At 71.3% G+C, this 15,705-nt stretch carries 19 protein-coding genes; 7 read left to right on the top strand and 12 right to left on the bottom strand.

Going from position 1 to position 15,705, the window contains the following annotated elements; genetic code table 11:
• Positions 1–6: 6 nt before the first annotated feature.
• The gene (locus ABZV42_RS16280) at positions 7–201 is read right to left on the bottom strand and encodes a DUF397 domain-containing protein (protein WP_356052297.1); all 195 of its coding nucleotides are present in this window, start codon (positions 199–201) and stop codon (positions 7–9) included.
• On the bottom strand, positions 183–1,016 hold the full coding sequence (locus ABZV42_RS16285) for a helix-turn-helix transcriptional regulator (protein WP_356052300.1): 834 nt from the start codon (positions 1,014–1,016) through the stop codon (positions 183–185). Before ABZV42_RS16285 ends, ABZV42_RS16280 begins: the two co-directional genes overlap by 19 nt.
• A 75-nt stretch (positions 1,017–1,091) precedes the next feature.
• On the opposite strand from ABZV42_RS16285, the gene ABZV42_RS16290 reads away from it, so the two are divergent.
• The 5 genes from ABZV42_RS16290 (at position 1,092) to ABZV42_RS16310 (ending at position 4,132) form a co-directional block, all read left to right on the top strand.
• Positions 1,092–1,406, top strand: coding sequence for a hypothetical protein (locus ABZV42_RS16290; protein WP_356052302.1), 315 nt, complete (start codon positions 1,092–1,094; stop codon positions 1,404–1,406).
• Positions 1,403–1,624, top strand: coding sequence for a hypothetical protein (locus ABZV42_RS16295; protein WP_355976418.1), 222 nt, complete (start codon positions 1,403–1,405; stop codon positions 1,622–1,624). Before ABZV42_RS16290 ends, ABZV42_RS16295 begins: the two co-directional genes overlap by 4 nt.
• 118 nt (positions 1,625–1,742) lie before the next feature.
• Entirely contained in the window at positions 1,743–2,489 is a 747-nt protein-coding gene (gene recO, locus ABZV42_RS16300) for a DNA repair protein RecO (RefSeq protein WP_339129238.1), read from the top strand.
• Between the two features lie 133 nt (positions 2,490–2,622).
• Positions 2,623–3,468, top strand: a complete 846-nt coding sequence (locus ABZV42_RS16305; RefSeq protein WP_355976416.1) for an isoprenyl transferase — start codon at positions 2,623–2,625, stop codon at positions 3,466–3,468.
• A 73-nt stretch (positions 3,469–3,541) separates the two neighbouring features.
• Entirely contained in the window at positions 3,542–4,132 is a 591-nt protein-coding gene (locus ABZV42_RS16310) for a YcxB family protein (protein ID WP_356052304.1), read from the top strand.
• 13 nt (positions 4,133–4,145) lie between these two features.
• On the opposite strand, the gene ABZV42_RS16315 is transcribed toward ABZV42_RS16310, so the two are convergent.
• The 4 genes from ABZV42_RS16315 to ABZV42_RS16330 are packed head-to-tail and all read right to left on the bottom strand — an operon-like array spanning position 4,146 to position 7,270.
• Positions 4,146–4,562, bottom strand: coding sequence for a transcriptional repressor (locus ABZV42_RS16315; RefSeq protein WP_356052307.1), 417 nt, complete (start codon positions 4,560–4,562; stop codon positions 4,146–4,148).
• A gap of 58 nt (positions 4,563–4,620) precedes the next feature.
• Positions 4,621–5,523 carry a metal ABC transporter permease gene (locus tag ABZV42_RS16320; RefSeq protein ID WP_355976410.1) on the bottom strand — a complete coding sequence of 301 codons (903 nt, stop codon included), beginning with the start codon at positions 5,521–5,523 and terminating at the stop codon, positions 4,621–4,623.
• Positions 5,523–6,308: a metal ABC transporter ATP-binding protein gene (locus ABZV42_RS16325; protein ID WP_355976758.1), complete on the bottom strand. Its 786-nt coding sequence runs from the start codon at positions 6,306–6,308 to the stop codon at positions 5,523–5,525. The genes ABZV42_RS16320 and ABZV42_RS16325 overlap by 1 nt, the downstream gene beginning before the upstream one ends.
• Positions 6,308–7,270 (bottom strand): zinc ABC transporter substrate-binding protein, encoded by a 963-nt coding sequence (locus tag ABZV42_RS16330; RefSeq protein ID WP_355976408.1) that lies wholly within the window; start codon positions 7,268–7,270, stop codon positions 6,308–6,310. Before ABZV42_RS16330 ends, ABZV42_RS16325 begins: the two co-directional genes overlap by 1 nt.
• Before the next feature lie 197 nt (positions 7,271–7,467).
• On the opposite strand from ABZV42_RS16330, the gene ABZV42_RS16335 reads away from it, so the two are divergent.
• The gene (locus ABZV42_RS16335) at positions 7,468–8,850 is read left to right on the top strand and encodes a glycine--tRNA ligase (RefSeq protein ID WP_355976406.1); all 1,383 of its coding nucleotides are present in this window, start codon (positions 7,468–7,470) and stop codon (positions 8,848–8,850) included.
• A gap of 186 nt (positions 8,851–9,036) precedes the next feature.
• On the opposite strand, the gene ABZV42_RS16340 is transcribed toward ABZV42_RS16335, so the two are convergent.
• The 6 genes from ABZV42_RS16340 to ABZV42_RS16365 form a co-directional block, all read right to left on the bottom strand.
• Complete coding sequence (locus ABZV42_RS16340) at positions 9,037–10,089, bottom strand: chitinase (protein ID WP_355976404.1); 1,053 nt, start codon at positions 10,087–10,089, stop codon at positions 9,037–9,039.
• 121 nt (positions 10,090–10,210) lie between these two features.
• A complete protein-coding gene (locus ABZV42_RS16345; protein WP_355976401.1) occupies positions 10,211–10,375 on the bottom strand; it encodes a hypothetical protein in 165 nt (54 codons plus the stop codon).
• Positions 10,372–11,010, bottom strand: a complete 639-nt coding sequence (locus ABZV42_RS16350) for a hypothetical protein (protein WP_356052309.1) — start codon at positions 11,008–11,010, stop codon at positions 10,372–10,374. The genes ABZV42_RS16345 and ABZV42_RS16350 overlap by 4 nt, the downstream gene beginning before the upstream one ends.
• 107 nt (positions 11,011–11,117) lie before the next feature.
• Positions 11,118–11,333, bottom strand: coding sequence for a hypothetical protein (locus tag ABZV42_RS16355; RefSeq protein ID WP_355976397.1), 216 nt, complete (start codon positions 11,331–11,333; stop codon positions 11,118–11,120).
• 114 nt (positions 11,334–11,447) lie between these two features.
• Positions 11,448–12,842: a M14 family zinc carboxypeptidase gene (locus ABZV42_RS16360; protein WP_355976395.1), complete on the bottom strand. Its 1,395-nt coding sequence runs from the start codon at positions 12,840–12,842 to the stop codon at positions 11,448–11,450.
• Positions 12,843–13,175: 333 nt separating this feature from the next.
• A complete protein-coding gene (locus tag ABZV42_RS16365) occupies positions 13,176–14,606 on the bottom strand; it encodes an MFS transporter (protein WP_355976393.1) in 1,431 nt (476 codons plus the stop codon).
• Positions 14,607–14,707: 101 nt separating this feature from the next.
• Between ABZV42_RS16365 and ABZV42_RS16370 the strand changes: the two genes are divergently transcribed.
• On the top strand, positions 14,708–15,682 hold the full coding sequence (locus ABZV42_RS16370) for a helix-turn-helix transcriptional regulator (RefSeq protein ID WP_355976391.1): 975 nt from the start codon (positions 14,708–14,710) through the stop codon (positions 15,680–15,682).
• The last annotated feature ends 23 nt before the right edge of the window (positions 15,683–15,705 follow it).

Raw genomic sequence — 15,705 nt, forward strand, 5'->3', positions numbered from 1 at the left:
CCTCGCTCAGCCCACGGCACCGGCGACGAACGCGGTCCACGCGTCCGCGCCGACCAGCAGTACGGGCCCGGCGGGCACCTTGCTGTCCCGGACGGGGACGACTCCCGGGACCCCGTCGGCGACTTCGAGGCAGTTGCCGCCCTCGCCGTTGCTGTGACTGCTCTTGCGCCAGCGGGCGTTGCTCAGGTCATGGGCGCGCATCGTCTGAAGTCCTCCTCAGCCGCCTCGATCAGGGCAAGGGACGCCTCAGGCGACAGCGCGGCGGCCCTGAGCAGATCGTAGGTGTGCTGCGCGCGCTTCACCACAGCCGGATCGTCCACGAGCGTTCCCGAAAAGGAGGCCTCCGCATAGGCGGTCGGCGGAGCGTCCTCGAACTCCATCAGTCGGAGATCCCCGGTCATGAGCGCGTGCGCACCGGCCGAGTACGGGATCACCTGCACGGCAGCCCTGCGCTCCCGCACCACACCTACTAGATGGCCGAGTTGCTGGGACATCGCCGCAGCCCCGCCCACCGGGATGCGCAGCACGTTCTCGTGCAGCACCACCCAATACATCGGCCTTGTAGCGTCGGCGAGAACATGGGCCCGTTCCAGCCGAGCGGTCACCTTCTCCTCCACGTACTCCTCGGTCGCGAACGGATTGGCGGCCAACGTCACCGCCCGCGCATACCCCGCCGTCTGCAAAAGACCCGGCACCAGCGCCGGAGCGAACTCCGCGATCTTCGTCGCCGTCCGTTCCAGTTCGACGACCGCAGCGAAATAGCCCGCGTAACGCTTGTCGTCGATGAGTTTGTGCCACATCCGCTCGAAGAAGCCGTCGCTCCGCAGCAGTGTGTCGATCCGCTGGGCCACGTCCAACTGCGGCTTGCGGATGGCCTGTTCGAACTGGCCGATATAGCCGCCGGAGACGAAAACCCGTGCCCCCAGTTCCACCTGGGTGAAACCCGCGTCCTCCCTGCGTCGTTTCAGTTCTGAACCGAAGAACTCCCAGGCGGCCTGCCGCGAACCGTTGGCCATGGGCCAACCCCCTTGCGCTGCAACGCGCTTGTAGCGGACGGAACCCTGACGATTTTAGCTGCGGAGCGTCACGATGTGGACGCGAAGCGTGAAGTCGACGAGGACCGGTGGAGCAGGGTGAAGGAAGAACACGCACGAGCACACGTACCGGCGCAAGGACGATCACACGTTCACACGCCGCCCGACGGTCGGCGGCACTCGGCGCATCGCGTCGAAGAGGCGGAGGAAACTGTGCAGGATTTACGGACGGCGCTCGCACGGGCCGGAATCACCTTGCCGTCCCTGCGGATCGACCTGGCGAGCGTGGCGCGCGACACACCCTGTCCACTGATCGTCCTGGGCGGCTGCTCCGTCGAGGCCGCCGCCCGGCTCGCGGCGGCCCTGCGATGAAGGCGGCACCGCCGGCCGGGGTCTGCGCCGTCGACACCCGTACGGGAAGGGTGGGCGTGGTCATGGGTCACGAGGGGCCGTACGTGCAGCTGAGGCCGCTCGGCGGCGGCAGGGAGTGGGACTGCCCGCCGGAGGCCGTGCGGCGGGCCACCACGGTGGAGCGGATCGCCGCGGCGACGGCGTACGCCAACGCGCGCAGCCGCGGCGAGGTGTCGTGAGACGCCGGGGCGCCCCCGGAGTGCGGCAGGGGTGCCCCGGCGGGGCCCGGCAGGGGTCCCGGACGCAATGCGACCCGTCCGGGCCGGGGCGCGGGCGCCGTAGGCGAGAATGGGCCGCATGAGTCTGTTCCGCGACGACGGCATCGTGCTGCGCACCCAGAAGCTGGGTGAGGCGGACCGGATCATCACGCTGCTCACACGCGGTCACGGCCGGGTACGGGCGGTGGCGCGCGGGGTGAGGCGGACCAAGTCGAAGTTCGGGGCGCGCCTCGAACCCTTCTCCCACGTGGACGTGCAGTTCTTCGCGCGGGGCAGCGAGTTGATCGGCCGCGGGCTGCCCCTGTGCACCCAGAGCGAGACGATCGCTCCGTACGGTGGAGGGATCGTCACCGACTACCCCCGCTACACCGCGGGCACCGCGATGCTGGAGACCGCCGAGCGGTTCACCGACCACGAGGGGGAGCCCGCGGTGCAGCAGTATCTGCTGCTGGTCGGCGGGCTGCGCACCCTGGCCCGTGGGGAGCACGAGCCGCACCTCGTCCTCGACGCCTTCCTGCTGCGCTCCCTCGCGGTCAACGGCTACGCGCCCAGCTTCAGCGACTGTGCCAAATGCGGCATGCCGGGACCGAACCGCTTCTTCTCGGTCGCGGCGGGAGGAACCGTCTGCGTCGACTGCCGGGTGCCCGGCAGCGTCGTACCCTCGCCTCAGGCCCTCGAACTCCTCGGCGCGCTGCTCACGGGAGACTGGGAGACCGCGGACGCCTGCGAGCCGCGGCACGTCCGGGAGGGCAGCGGGCTGGTGTCGGCCTATCTGCACTGGCATCTGGAGCGCGGACTGCGCTCCCTGCGGTACGTGGAGAAGTAGGCGCCGCCCGGGCAGTCCGGGGCGGCGGCAGCGCGCGAGCACGCCGCGAGCGCGCGAGAACAGCGAAGAACTGCAAGCAGAGCGAGACGAGCGCCCGGCGCACGCGAGCGAGTCAGAGGGAGACGAGAAGCACATGGTCGTACGCGGGATCCTGGGCCGCCGGCGCCGCGAGTACAAGGCACCGGAACCGCACCCCTCCGGTGCCCGCGCGCCCAAACTCCCCGGAGAGCTCGTCCCGAACCACGTGGCGATCGTCATGGACGGGAACGGCCGCTGGGCCAAGGACCGCGGGCTGCCCCGCACCGAGGGCCACAAGGTCGGTGCCGAGCGGGTCCTCGACGTCCTCCAGGGCTCGATCGAGGTCGGCGTCGGGAGCATCTCCCTGTACGCCTTCTCCACCGAGAACTGGAAGCGCTCGCCCGACGAGGTGCGCTTCCTGATGAACTTCAACCGGGACTTCATCCGCAAGACCCGCGACCAGCTCGACGAGCTCGGTATCCGGGTGCGCTGGGTGGGCCGTATGCCCAAGCTGTGGAAGTCGGTCGCCAAGGAGCTCCAGGTCGCCCAGGAGCAGACCAAGGACAACGACAAGCTCACCCTGTACTTCTGCATGAACTACGGCGGCCGCGCGGAGATCGCCGACGCGGCGCAGGCGCTCGCCGAGGACGTGAAGGCCGGCCTCCTCGACCCCTCCAAGGTCAACGAGAAGACCCTCCAGAAGTACCTGTACTACCCGGACATGCCGGACGTCGACCTGTTCCTGCGCCCGAGCGGCGAGCAGCGCACCTCCAACTACCTGCTCTGGCAGAGCGCCTACGCCGAGATGGTCTTCCAGGACGTGCTGTGGCCCGACTTCGACCGGCGTGACCTGTGGCGTGCCTGCGTCGAGTTCGCGCAGCGCGACCGCCGCTTCGGCGGCGCCGTCCCGAACGAGCAACTGCTCGCGATGGAGCAGGACATGCGGGGCGACGGCTCCTGACACCCGCCACCCGCGGCGCTGTTCGGTTCCGACGCTACGATCACGGCTCAAACCACCGAACTGGGGAGGGGCCGTGGTCGAGGGACAGGGTGCCGCGCGGCAGCAGGAGTCGCCGGAGCAGCCGCAGGAGCCGGAGCAACCGCCGGGGCAGGGGCGACGACACGAGGCCGTCGAGCTGGAGTACCGGCCGGTCGTCGCGGACTTCAGGTCGGCGCTGAAAGCGCGCGCGGGCGTCAGCAAGGCGGGCCGAAGAAGGTACTGGGCGACGGGTGCCATGACCGTGGCGGCGGTTCTCCAGGGCACGAAAGCGTTGACCGGGCACGGAGGGTCCCTGTTCCTGGCGATCTGGCTGGCCGTTCTGGTGCCGGTCCTCCTGCTGTCGCCCAGGCTCATCGCCCGCCAGTTCCAGCGGCTCGGGGAGCGCCAGGGAACGTTCCGGGTGACCGTCTCGGACGCCGGGGTGACCGTGATCACGGACAACTCCACCACGGCGCTCAACTGGGTCGCCCAGCCCCGCTACCGGGAGACCGCGGACGTCTTCGTCATGATCAGCCCCGACAATAACGCGAGCAGTTTCACCGTGCTGCCCAAGCGCGCCGTGCGCGCTCCCGAGGACGTGGACCGGTTGCGGGCGATCCTCGACCGCAACCTGACCCGCGTCTGATCCGCTCGGGGGTTCAGCCCTTCGCCGCCGCGCAATCCGCGCACGTGCCGAAGATCTCCACCGTGTGCGCCACGTTCACGTAGCCGTGCTCCGCGGCGACGGCCTCCGCCCACTTCTCCACCGCCGGGCCCTCCACCTCCACGGCCTTGCCGCAGACGCGGCAGACGAGGTGGTGGTGGTGCTCGCCGGTGGAGCAGCGCCGGTAGACGGACTCGCCCTCCGAGGTGCGCAGGACGTCGACCTCGCCCGCGTCGGCGAGGGACTGGAGCGTGCGGTACACGGTGGTGAGCCCGACCGAGTCGCCCTTGTGCCTGAGCATGTCGTGGAGTTCCTGCGCGCTGCGGAACTCGGTCACCTCGTCGAGCGCCGCCGCCACGGCGGCACGCTGCCGGGTGGAGCGGCCCCGGACGGGCGATCCAGCGGTTGTCACCGTTGCCTCCTAGCGTCTGACCTTGCCCGGCCATTGTGCCAGCCCGGGCACTGCGCGGTCAGACGCCGACGGTGCTCTCCGGGCCGCGGGTGGCCGGAATCGCGCACTCCGCGGGGTCCCCGGCGCTCTGAGCCGCGGCCACCGCCCGGGCCCGGCGCCGGGCCAGCGGCGACGCCAGCGCCGTCAGCGCGATGAACGCGCCGATCGTTAGCAGCACGATCGTCGAGCCGGGCGGCACATCCTGGTAGAACGACGTCACCGTGCCGCCGATCGCCACGCTCACCCCGATCGCCACCGCGACGGCGAAGGTCGCCGCGAAGCTCCGGGTGAGCTGCTGGGCCGCCGCGACCGGCACCACCATCAGCGCGCTCACCAGCAGCAGGCCGACCACCCGCATCGCGACGGTGACCGTGACCGCCGCCGTGACCGCCGTCAGCAGGTTCAGGGCCCGCACCGGCAGACCGGTCACCCGGGCGAACTCCTCGTCCTGGCTGACCGCGAACAGCTGCCGGCGCAGGCCCAGCGTGACGAGCACGACGAAGGCGGCCAGCACGCAGATCGCCGTCACGTCGGACTCGCTCACCGTCGACAGCGAGCCGAAGAGGTACGAGGTCAGGTTGGCGTTCGAGCCGCCCGGCGCGAGGTTGATGAACATCACGCCGCCGGCCATGCCCCCGTAGAAGAGCATGGCGAGCGCGATGTCCCCGCGGGTCCTGCCGTACCAGCGGATCAGCTCCATGAGGACGGCGCCCAGCACGGACACGGCCGTCGCCATCCACACCGGTGACGTGGACAGCAGGAACCCGAGGCCGACGCCGGTCATCGCCACATGGCCGATGCCGTCGCCCATCAGGGCCTGACGGCGCTGGACCAGGTAGATGCCGACGGAGGGCGCGATGACGCCCACCAGGACGGCGGCGAGCAGCGCCCGCTGCATGAAGGCGTAGTCGAGGATGTCCATCAGCTGAGCAGTCCCGTCCGGAGGGGTTCGGCGTCATGAGCCGCGTGCGGGTGTACGTGGTCGTGGCCCGGCAGGGCGTGCTGGCCGACGGCCCGCGGCGGCGGGCCGTCGTGCAGGACGCAGCCGTCCCGCAGGACGACCGCGCGGTCGATCAGCGGCTCCAGGGGGCCCAGCTCGTGCAGGACGAGCAGCACGGAGGTGCCCTGGGCGACCTGGTCGCGCAGCGTCGCGGCCAGCACCTCCTGGCTGGCCAGGTCCACGCCCGCCATCGGCTCGTCCATGATCAGCAGTTCGGGTTCGCAGGCCAGCGCCCGGGCGATCAGGACCCGCTGGTGCTGTCCGCCGGACAGCGCGTTCACGGAGTCCTTGGCGCGGTCCGCCATCCCGACGAGCTCCAGGGCCCGTCGTACGGCCGCGTGGTCGGCCTTGCGCAGGATGCCGAAGCGGGCGCGGGACAGCCGTCCCGAGGCGACGATCTCGGTGACCGTCGCCGGTACACCGCCCGCGGCCGTGGTCCGCTGCGGGACGTAGCCCACCCGGTGCCAGTCGCGGAAGCGGCGGCGCGGGACGCCGAAGATCTCGATCTCGCCGGCGCTGACGGCGACCTGGCCGATGACGCTGCGCACGGCGGTCGACTTGCCGGAGCCGTTGGCGCCGAGCAGCGCCACGACCTCCCCGCGGCCGACCGAGAGGTCCATGCCGCGCAGGACCGGGCGCGTGCCCAGTTCCGCCCGGACACCGCGCAGGGACACGACGGACTCGCTCACGACGTCCTCCACAGTGATCACTTCGTTCCGAGAGCCGTCTGGAGGGCCTTCAGGTTCGACCGCATGACCTGCATGTAGTCGCTGCCCCTGGATTTGCCGGTGATGCCTTCGAGGGGGTCGAGGACATCCGTCCGCAGGCCCACGTCCCGGGCGATCGTGCCGGCGGTCCTATCGCTGACGAGCGTCTCGTAGAACACCGTCGTGACGCCGTCGGCCTTCGCCAGGTTCTCCAGGCCCTTCACCCGGTTCGCACTGGGCTCCGACTCGGGGTCGAGGCCGTTGACGGCCTCCTCGGTCAGCCCGTAGCGCTCGGCGAGGTAGCCGAACGCGGCGTGGGTGGTGATGAAGGTCCTGGTCCTCGTGTTCGCGAGCCCGTCGCGGAACTCGGTGTCGAGCGCCGTGAACTTCTTCCGCAGCGCCGCCATGTTCTTGTCGTAGTCCGCCGCGTGCTTCGGGTCGGCCTTCTTCAGCGCGGCCGAGACTCCCTCGGCCACCTGGCCGAAGCGAACGGGATCGAGCCAGATGTGCGGGTCGGTGGCGCCGGCCTCGTCGCCCTCGCTGTGGTCGTGGGCGGCGGCGTGCCCGCCCACCTCGTTGCCGTGCTTCTCCAGCGTCGTCAGCGAGGCCGCGTCGACCTTGGTCCTCACCCCGGACTGGGCCACGGCGTCGTCGACGGCCGGCTGGAGGTTCTTGAGGTAGAGGACGGCGTCGGCGTCCTGGAGCCGCGCGGTCTCGCGGGCGCTGATCTCCAGGTCGTGCGGCTCCTGGCCTGGCCGGGTCAGATTGGTGACGCTCACATGCGTCCCGCCGATCTCCTCGGCGAGGTACTGGAGCGGGTAGAACGACGCGACCACGTCGAGTCTGCCGTCGCTGCGGGCGTCGGCCGAGGCGGAACCCGAGCAGGCCGTGAGGGCGCCGAGGCCGACGGCGGTGGCCGCCACGACCGCGGACCCCGATATGAGGCGTCGTCGTACGTTCATGACAGTCATTTTCAACAAATCTGGAAACGATTGTCAACAAGCATTCGTGGGAGTGCCCTCACGCCACCCGGCAACAGGCATCAAGTGGATCCAAACGGCAGGAAGCGGCCCACCGCGGGAACCGATTTGATGCGGGGGTGGCCGACGCCGGTAACCTGAAGCATTCGCTGCCGTCCGTTCGTAATGAAGAGAGCACCGTGGCCGCCGACAAGATCGATTCCATCGTCAGCCTGAGCAAGCGCCGTGGCTTCGTTTTCCCCTGTAGTGAGATCTACGGCGGACAGCGTGCCGCTTGGGACTACGGCCCGCTCGGCGTCGAGCTCAAGGAGAACCTGAAGCGCCAGTGGTGGCGTTACATGGTCACGTCGCGCGAGGACGTGGTCGGTCTCGACTCGTCCGTGATCCTGGCCCCCGAGGTGTGGGTCGCCTCCGGTCACGTCGCCACCTTCACGGACCCGCTGACCGAGTGCACCTCGTGCCACAAGCGGTTCCGCGCCGACCACCTGGAGGAGCACTACGAGGCCAAGCACGGCCGCCTCCCGGAGAACGGCCTCGCCGACCTCAACTGCCCCAACTGCGGCAACAAGGGCACCTTCACCGAGCCCAAGCAGTTCTCGGGCCTGCTCTCCACCCACCTCGGCCCCACCCAGGACAGCGGCTCCGTCGCCTACCTGCGCCCCGAGACCGCCCAGGGCATCTTCACCAACTTCGCCCAGGTGCAGACCACCTCGCGCAAGAAGCCGCCGTTCGGCATCGCGCAGATGGGCAAGTCCTTCCGCAACGAGATCACGCCCGGCAACTTCATCTTCCGCACCCGCGAGTTCGAGCAGATGGAGATGGAGTTCTTCGTCAAGCCGGGCGAGGACGAGCAGTGGCAGGAGTACTGGATGGAGCAGCGCTGGAACTGGTACACCGGTCTCGGCCTGCGCGAGGAGAACATGCGGTGGTACGACCACCCGAAGGAGAAGCTCTCCCACTACTCCAAGCGCACCGCCGACATCGAGTACCGCTTCCAGTTCGGCGGCAACGAGTGGGGTGAGCTGGAGGGCGTCGCCAACCGCACCGACTACGACCTCGGCGCGCACTCCAAGGCCTCCGGCCAGGACCTCGCCTACTACGACCAGGAGGCCCAGGAGCGCTGGACTCCTTACGTCATCGAGCCCGCCGCCGGTGTCGGCCGCGCGATGCTCGCCTTCCTGCTCGACGCCTACGTCGAGGACGAGGCCCCGAACGCCAAGGGCAAGATGGAGAAGCGCACCGTCCTGCGCCTCGACCACCGTCTGGCCCCGGTGAAGGTCGCGGTCCTGCCGCTGTCCCGCAACCCGGAGCTGTCCCCGAAGGCCAAGGGTCTCGCCGCCGCGCTGCGCCAGAACTGGAACATCGAGTTCGACGACGCCGGCGCCATCGGCCGCCGCTACCGTCGCCAGGACGAGATCGGCACCCCGTTCTGTGTCACCGTCGACTTCGACACCCTCGACGACAACGCCGTCACGGTGCGCGAGCGCGACTCGATGAAGCAGGAGCGTGTCTCCCTCGACCAGATCGAGGGCTACCTGGCCGCCCGCCTCGTCGGCTGCTGACCCGAGCACCGCTCACGAAGCCCCCGGTTCCCGAGCAGGGAACCGGGGGCTTCGCGTTGTCCCGGACCATGGGGTGTCCGGGCGCCGGTGGCACCGGCGGCGCGGGCGCGCCCCGGTGGTGTCACGGACCCGCGGCCGGGGCGGCTCGGGAGCCCCGGCGGTCCGCGCTCCGAGCCCTCCCTCGGCTCAGCGGCCCTGGAGCGCCTTCACGTTGTCGCCGAACGTCCAGTTCTTCGAGCCGTCCCAGTTCACCGACCATGTCATCAGGCCCTTGAGGGAGGTGCCGTAGTGGCGCCAGGCCTGGGAGACGAGGCCCGGCGCCATGTAGCCGCCGCCCGCGCCGGACTGGGCGGGCAGGCCCGGGACCTGCTTGTCGTACGGAACCCTGATCGTGGTGCCCTGGACGACCAGCCCCTTGTCCAGGCAGTCCGTCTGGGCGGTGAAGCCCTGGACGGTGCCCGCCGCGTAGGAGTCGCCGGAGCAGCCGTACATGCTGCCGTTGTAGTACTGCATGTTCAGCCACCACAGGCGCCCGTTGTCCGCGTACTTCTTCACGATCGGCAGGTACGCGCCCCAGATCGACCCGTACGTGATGCTGCCGCCCGTGACGTACGCGGTCTCCGGCGCCATCGTCAGCCCGAAGTTCGACGGCATCCGGGACAGCACCCCGTCGATGATCCGGACCAGGTTGGCCTGCGAGGCGGAGAGCTGACCGATGCTCCCGCCGCCGACGAGCCCGGTCTCGATGTCGATGTCGATCCCGTCGAAGTTGTACTTCTTCAGGATCGGCACGATCGTCGCGACGAAACGGTCGGCGACCGCGGACGAGCTCAGGTCGATACCGGCGGCCGCTCCGCCGATGGACAGCAGGACGGTCTGCCCCGCCGCCTTGGCCGCGCACATCTCTGCGGGCGTGGCGACCTTCACGCCCGTGTCCATCCCGTCCTCCCACAGCGCGGTGCCGTCCGAGCGGATGACGGGGAACGCGGCGTCGATCACGTTGTAGCCGTGCGCGGCGATACGGGAGTCGGTGATCGGCGTCCAGCCGAACGGCGGGTGCACGCCGTTCGCCGAACCGTCCCAGTTCTCCCAGTACCCCTGGAGGACCTTCCCGGCGGGACGGGACTTCACCGCGCAGGTGTCCGCGGCCGAGGCGCCGGGGGCGCCCGCGATCGACAAGGGGGTGAGGACGGCCGCGGCCAGCGCCACGGCGAGCAGACGCATCTTTCGGCGAATCATGCGAGGCCTCCCGGTGGGGGTGCGGTGAGGTGTCGTAGGCATGACAGTCGCGCGGTCCAGACCTTTCGTCAATAGGTCTGGACCAAAGTGGCGTTGACGGATCCGGGCGTGCGGCCTTCGGTCAGGGGCGGCCGGACGCCGGTGCGGCGCGGCCGCGGGCGAGCACGCCGATGAGGGTAGCCAGGTCGGCGGCGCCCTCGGGGTCGTCGGCGTAGCGCGTCGTCCGGAGCGGGCCGACCTCGCCCGTGCTGATCGACTCGATCGGCGAGGGCGTGGCGGGGGTCACCCAGCTTTCGAACCGGCCGCCGATCGCGGCCTCCACCACCCGGCCGGCGTCGTCCCGGTCCACTCGGTCACCAGCCGTACGCAGGACCGTTCCAGACGCCGGCTGCGCTCCTCGGGGGAGGCGCCGGGCGGCGGCGCCAGTTCCGCGAAGCGCCGGGCGAGCCACTCCAGCGACCTCCGCCAGTTCAGCAGCCCGGCCGCCGCGCGGGCCGCGGTCCCGTCGGGAGTCGTGACCGAGGTGTGCGCGCTGCCCCAGCCGTCGACGTGCCCGCCGTACCCCTCGTCCCAGTTCCACGCGAAGGCCCAACTGCCGTAGCGCTCCCGGATGATCGCGTCCACCTGTTCCTCGCACCACAGCTCGCCCGCCCACCAGCCCGCCGGCCCGGAGAGCACGGGCGGCACCCAGGGACGGATCAGTGCGTGGAACCGGGCCTCCTCCTCGCCGTCCCAGACGAAGGGGTGCAGGGCCGGGTCGAGCCGGTTCCAGTCGAACGTGGTCCCGAGGGGGAGGCGGGGTACGAGGTTGCCGGGGAAGGGCAGGGAGTCTCGGTTGTACGTCAGTGTCCGGGCCTGTCTCTCATGCGTCGCGGCAAAGCCCTCAGTCTCGCCCCGCGCGGCCCCGGCCGGCCATCCCATTTCCGGGATCCCCGGTCCGTCCCGTCCCCGGACCGTGATCCGCGCGCCGTTTCTCAACTCCCCTTGGAGGCCGACCCTCAGGCCGTTTCGGACAGCTTCGGACCCCTTCAGCCCTCGTCGGGCCTCTTGGGGTCGACCGTCGCCTGGTGCTCCTCGGCCAGGTGCTCCTCCGCCTTCAGCCAGGGGAGGAACTGGGTGTTCTTGCGCCAGCCGCACGTCTCGCACCTGATGGTCCGCTGCACACCGGCCCGCTGCACACGGACGGTGTGCTCGCGGCCGTGCTGGTCCCAGCGGCTCACTTTGCTCGTGTTGATCTGAAGCATGACGCCTCCTGGTTCTCCCGCTTCGTCTGCGCAGCAAGGAGTGTGCAGCATGGTGAAGATCAACGGGGGTTCTTGGGGGGTGAGTTCGCGCGGTCCGCGCGGGCGCGTTCGCGGTCAGGACGGGGCGAGGTGTCCCTCGGCGGCCTCGACGGCGGCCGTGGTGACGTTGACCTGGTGCTCTATCTGCCGGTCCACCGGCACCCAGGTCGCCGTGAAACTGGCCGAGTAGGCGGCGCACCAGCGAGCGACGAGTGCCTCCAGCTCGGCGCGCTGGGACGCGGTCCCCGGGGCCGGCGCGTACTCCTCCAGGAGGCGCAGCAGCATGGCGGCGGCCCGCAGCGGAGTGCGCCGGGCGAAGCCCTCGATGCTGGCCGTGCGGGCGCGGGTGAGGCCGGGGAGCGGGGTGAACGACGGGTGTGCGGGGTCCCAGCTGTCGGCCAGCGGGCCGCACACGCGCAGTGTCTCGGCCACGGCCCTGCGCATGCTGAAGCCCGGGTCGGGGCCGGGGGCCGGGAGGTGGGGACGGGCCCGCTCGTAGTGGCCGCGGACGATGTGGGCGTAGTCCCGCAGCCGGTCCGCCCAGTGCCGCAGCCGCTGTTCGGGCGCGGGGTGCGGAGCGAGGTCGGCGAACCCGGCGGCGGCCCAGACCGGCACCTCGAGCACCGCCGTGACTCCGCCGTGGGCGTGCGGGGCGAGCCAGGTGGAACGGTGGGCGTTCTCCGGGAAGGCGGTGGGGCGTTCGGGCGCTCCGGGCGGCGGCAGGACGAACACGCCGGGAGCGTTCGTGGGCCAGTGCAGGGCGTCGAGCGGGGCCCTCTCGACGGGGATGCCGAGCCGTTCGGCGGAGGCGGCGAGGGTCCGGTCCAGGCCGGGGACGTCCCGGGTGAGCTGGGCGAAGGTGCCGCCGATGTCCGTGCCGTGCAGGGAGATCTGGATGTAGGGCCGCAGCCGGTGGATGACGTCGAGCAGGGCGCGGCTCTCCGGCAGTACCCGCGGGCGGGGCAGGGCGGGTGCCCATTCGGGCTGTTCGTCGGCGGTGGGCCGGAAGAAGGACCGGTAGTGGTCGAAGAGGGTGTCGGCCCGGTGTCCGCCTTCGTTGAGGCGCGCTCCGTCCGGGTCGAGGCACAGCACCAAGTGCCATACGGTGCCGGGACGTTCGCCGCCCAGTGCCCGGTGGGCCAGCGCCAGAAGAGTGCCCCCGCCGACGTACTCGTTCGGGTGTGCGCCCGCGACCACGAGGGCGTGCCGTGGCCCTTTTCCGACACTCAGCATCCGCAGCGGGACGCCGTGCCGGGAGTGGCCGATCGTGCTGAGCCGGCACAGGCCGGGATACCGGGCGGTCAGGGCCTCGGCGGTGCGGGTGACGTCGGCGGGTGTGGGATAGCTCAGTGTCCGGATCCGCTGTCGTCCCGGGTCCGTCTCCGGTCCAGCGCGCGGATCTTGATCTCGGCCACGGAGTCTCCTCGGATCGTGGATCGCTGGTCGGCCGGACGGAACGCGCCGGGCCATCGCCGGGCACGTCTCCGTTCGACTTCGGTGCGACTCAGTACGACATGGCGCACCACTGGTGTCAACAGCCCCTGGGGGGAAGGCGGCAGGCTCATGGCCAGTGCATATGCCGGTGGCCGTACGGGGGGTGGGCACGGGCCGGCCGAGGGCCCGGCCGGGGGTCGCCCCTCGGCTGGCCCCGTCGCGGTTCGCCCGGCGGCCGAGGGCCGCCCGGACCGAGGGGCGCCCCCGTCCGCGGGTCGCGATGACCGTGGGCCGCCCCCGTCCGCGGGTCGCCATGACCATGGGTCGCCCCCGTCCGCGGAGTGCTCCCGACCCCGGGCCGGCGGGCCCTCAGCTGATGGTGCGTGGCAGTCGCAGGCTCAGTGCGGTGGTCAGGGCCACACCCGCCAGCTGGACCAGGAGGGTCGTCACCAGGGCGTCCCGCATGCCGTGGGACGGGACGAGGGACAGGAACAGGGTGCCGAGGGTGGCCACTCCCACGGCGAGAGCCGCCTGCTGGGTGGTGGCCATCACGCCACTGCCCACGCCCGCCCGGGCGGCCGGCACCTCGGAGAGGATGATCCGGATGAGGACGGGCAGCTGGAGCGCCTGGCCCGCGCCGGCGACGGCCGCCCCGGGCAGCAGTTCCATCACCCCGAGGTCCGGCCAGGAGCGCCAGGCGGCCAGTGTGATGAGGGCGAGGCCCACGGCCTGGAGCAGTCCGCCCGCGGTGACGACCCGTGTGCCGTGGCGGGCGATCAGCCTCGGTCCGCACAGGGACGTGATGAAGAAGACGACCGCCATGGGCGCGAGGGCCAGCCCGGCCGGGACGGGACCGAGGCCCTCGCCGCGTTGCAGGGCCACCGCGATCACGAACATGAAGCCGCTGAACCCGATGGAGAACGGCACGATCATGATCAGGCCCCGGCGAAGCGAGGTCAGCCGGAACAGGCTCGGCGGGACCAGCGGCGTGCGGCCGCGCCGGTCCGCACGGCGTTCGACGAGGTAGAACGCGGCGGCCGCGAGCGGGAACAGGGCGAGGGACAGCCAGGTCCACAGCGGCCAGCCCGCGGCCCGGCCCTCGGTGAGCGGGGTGAGCAGGGCCAGCAGCGCGACCGCGAGCAGGACCGTGCCGAGGGCGTCGACCGGCTCCGGGCGCTGCGAGCGGGTCTCGGGGACCTCGCGGCGGGCCAGGACCAGTCCGAGCACGACGACGGGCACGTTCACGAGGAACACCGAGCGCCAGCCGGTGCCCGCGATGTCGGCCGCGACCAGAAGGCCGCCGAGGATCTGCCCGGCCACCATGGACAGGCCGGCCGTGGCGCCGTACAGGCCCATCGCCTTGGCACGGCGGGGGCCGGAGGTCGTGGACTGGATGGTGGCGAGGACCTGCGGCAGCATCGCCGCGGACGCCGCGCCCTGGGCGACGCGTGCCGCGACCAGGGTCCACGCGGTGGGTGCGAGGCCGCAGGCGAGCGAGGTCAGGCCGAAGGCCGCCATGCCGCCGAGGAAGAGCCGGCGGCGCCCGAAGAGGTCGCCGAGGCGTCCCCCGAGGACGAGCAGGACGGCGTACGCGACCCCGTAGCCGGCGACGACGAGTTCGAGGACGGCCTCGCTCGCGTTCAGGTCCCGCCCGATGGTCGGGAGGGCCACGTTGACGATGAAGAAGTCGATCAGGGGCAGTGCCGCGCCGAGCAGCACGGTGAAGAGTCCGAGGCCGCCGAGCGCGGGTGGCGCCGTGGGGGCACGGACGGTGGTCGTGAGAGTTCCGGTATCGGTCACGTCCCCAAGACTTCACCTGGACTCAGACGGGTACCAGAGTCTCCTTATCCTGGTACAAGCACTACCTGGCAACAGGCTGCGCCGAGCGGCAGGCTGGAGACATGACGACGATGGCACACGAGACGACCACCGGTACCGGGCCGTCGCGACCGGCCGGTGACGGGGCGGGTCCGGTCGCCGGCGTGGCGTCCCGGGCCGGGGAGATCCGGCGGCACGAGCTGGCCACCTTCCTGCGCAGCCGGCGCGAACGCATCGCGCCCGAGCAGGTCCAGCTGCCGCGTGGCCGCCGACGCCGTACGCCGGGTCTGCGCCGCGAGGAGGTCGCCCAGCTCTCCGCCGTGGGGGTCACCTGGTACACCTGGCTGGAGCAGGCGCGCGACATCCAGGTGTCCGAACAGGTCCTCGACGCACTGGCCCGCACGCTCCTGCTGGACGCCAGCGAGCGCGCCCACCTCTTCCAGCTCGCCGGAGCGGTCGACCCCACCCCCGCCGCACAGTGCCCGGTGATCACCCCGGCGCTGCGCCGGCTCCTGACGCAGCTGGAGCCGGTCCCGGCCTGCATCCAGAACAGCCGGTACGACATCCTCGCCTACAACCGCACCTACGCGCGGCTGATGATGCGCGACCTCGACTCGGTCCCGCCCGCCGACCGCAACTGCGTGCTCCTCGCGTACACCGACGCGGAGTGGCGCGCGTCGATCGTCCTGCTCGACGAGACCACGCGGCTGATGGCCGCGAAGCTGCGCGCGTCGATGGCCGGGCACCTGGGGGAGCCCGCCTGGAAGACCCTGCTGAAGCGGCTGCGGGCCGAGTCGGCCGAGTTCCGCGAGAACTGGGACCGGTACGAGGTGGCCGCCACCCGCGGCAAGACCAAGAAGTTCCTGAACCCGTACGTCGGCCTGGTCACCGTCGATCACACCGACCTGTGGCTCGCCCCCGACCTGGGTGCCCGCATGGTGACGTACCCGCCCCAGGACGAGGAGAGCCGCGAACGGCTGGAGAGGCTGCACGCGATCGCGCTGGAGGCGGAGGCCCGGGGCGGAGCGTCCCGGGCCGAGGTGGCGGGGGTGGCCTGACCCGGTCCGGGGTGGCTTGACCC

Origin of the sequence: Streptomyces sp. NPDC005281 (genome assembly GCF_040607495.1) — a bacterium.
GTDB lineage: Bacteria > Actinomycetota > Actinomycetes > Streptomycetales > Streptomycetaceae > Streptomyces.

Excerpts from the sequence above, each read along its gene's own strand:
- ABZV42_RS16340 (WP_355976404.1), bottom strand. The coding sequence starts at position 10,089 with ATGATTCGCCGAAAGATGCGTCTGCTCGCCGTGGCGCTGGCCGCGGCC.
- ABZV42_RS16305 (WP_355976416.1), top strand. The coding sequence starts at position 2,623 with ATGGTCGTACGCGGGATCCTGGGCCGCCGGCGCCGCGAGTACAAGGCA.
- ABZV42_RS16280 (WP_356052297.1), bottom strand. The coding sequence starts at position 201 with ATGCGCGCCCATGACCTGAGCAACGCCCGCTGGCGCAAGAGCAGTCAC.
- ABZV42_RS16285 (WP_356052300.1), bottom strand. The coding sequence starts at position 1,016 with ATGGCCAACGGTTCGCGGCAGGCCGCCTGGGAGTTCTTCGGTTCAGAA.
- ABZV42_RS16295 (WP_355976418.1), top strand. The coding sequence starts at position 1,403 with ATGAAGGCGGCACCGCCGGCCGGGGTCTGCGCCGTCGACACCCGTACG.
- ABZV42_RS16320 (WP_355976410.1), bottom strand. The coding sequence starts at position 5,523 with ATGGACATCCTCGACTACGCCTTCATGCAGCGGGCGCTGCTCGCCGCC.
- ABZV42_RS16350 (WP_356052309.1), bottom strand. The coding sequence starts at position 11,010 with ATGGGATGGCCGGCCGGGGCCGCGCGGGGCGAGACTGAGGGCTTTGCC.
- ABZV42_RS16370 (WP_355976391.1), top strand. The coding sequence starts at position 14,708 with ATGACGACGATGGCACACGAGACGACCACCGGTACCGGGCCGTCGCGA.
- recO (WP_339129238.1), top strand. The coding sequence starts at position 1,743 with ATGAGTCTGTTCCGCGACGACGGCATCGTGCTGCGCACCCAGAAGCTG.
- ABZV42_RS16355 (WP_355976397.1), bottom strand. The coding sequence starts at position 11,333 with ATGCTTCAGATCAACACGAGCAAAGTGAGCCGCTGGGACCAGCACGGC.
- ABZV42_RS16360 (WP_355976395.1), bottom strand. The coding sequence starts at position 12,842 with ATGGCCCGGCGCGTTCCGTCCGGCCGACCAGCGATCCACGATCCGAGG.
- ABZV42_RS16330 (WP_355976408.1), bottom strand. The coding sequence starts at position 7,270 with ATGAACGTACGACGACGCCTCATATCGGGGTCCGCGGTCGTGGCGGCC.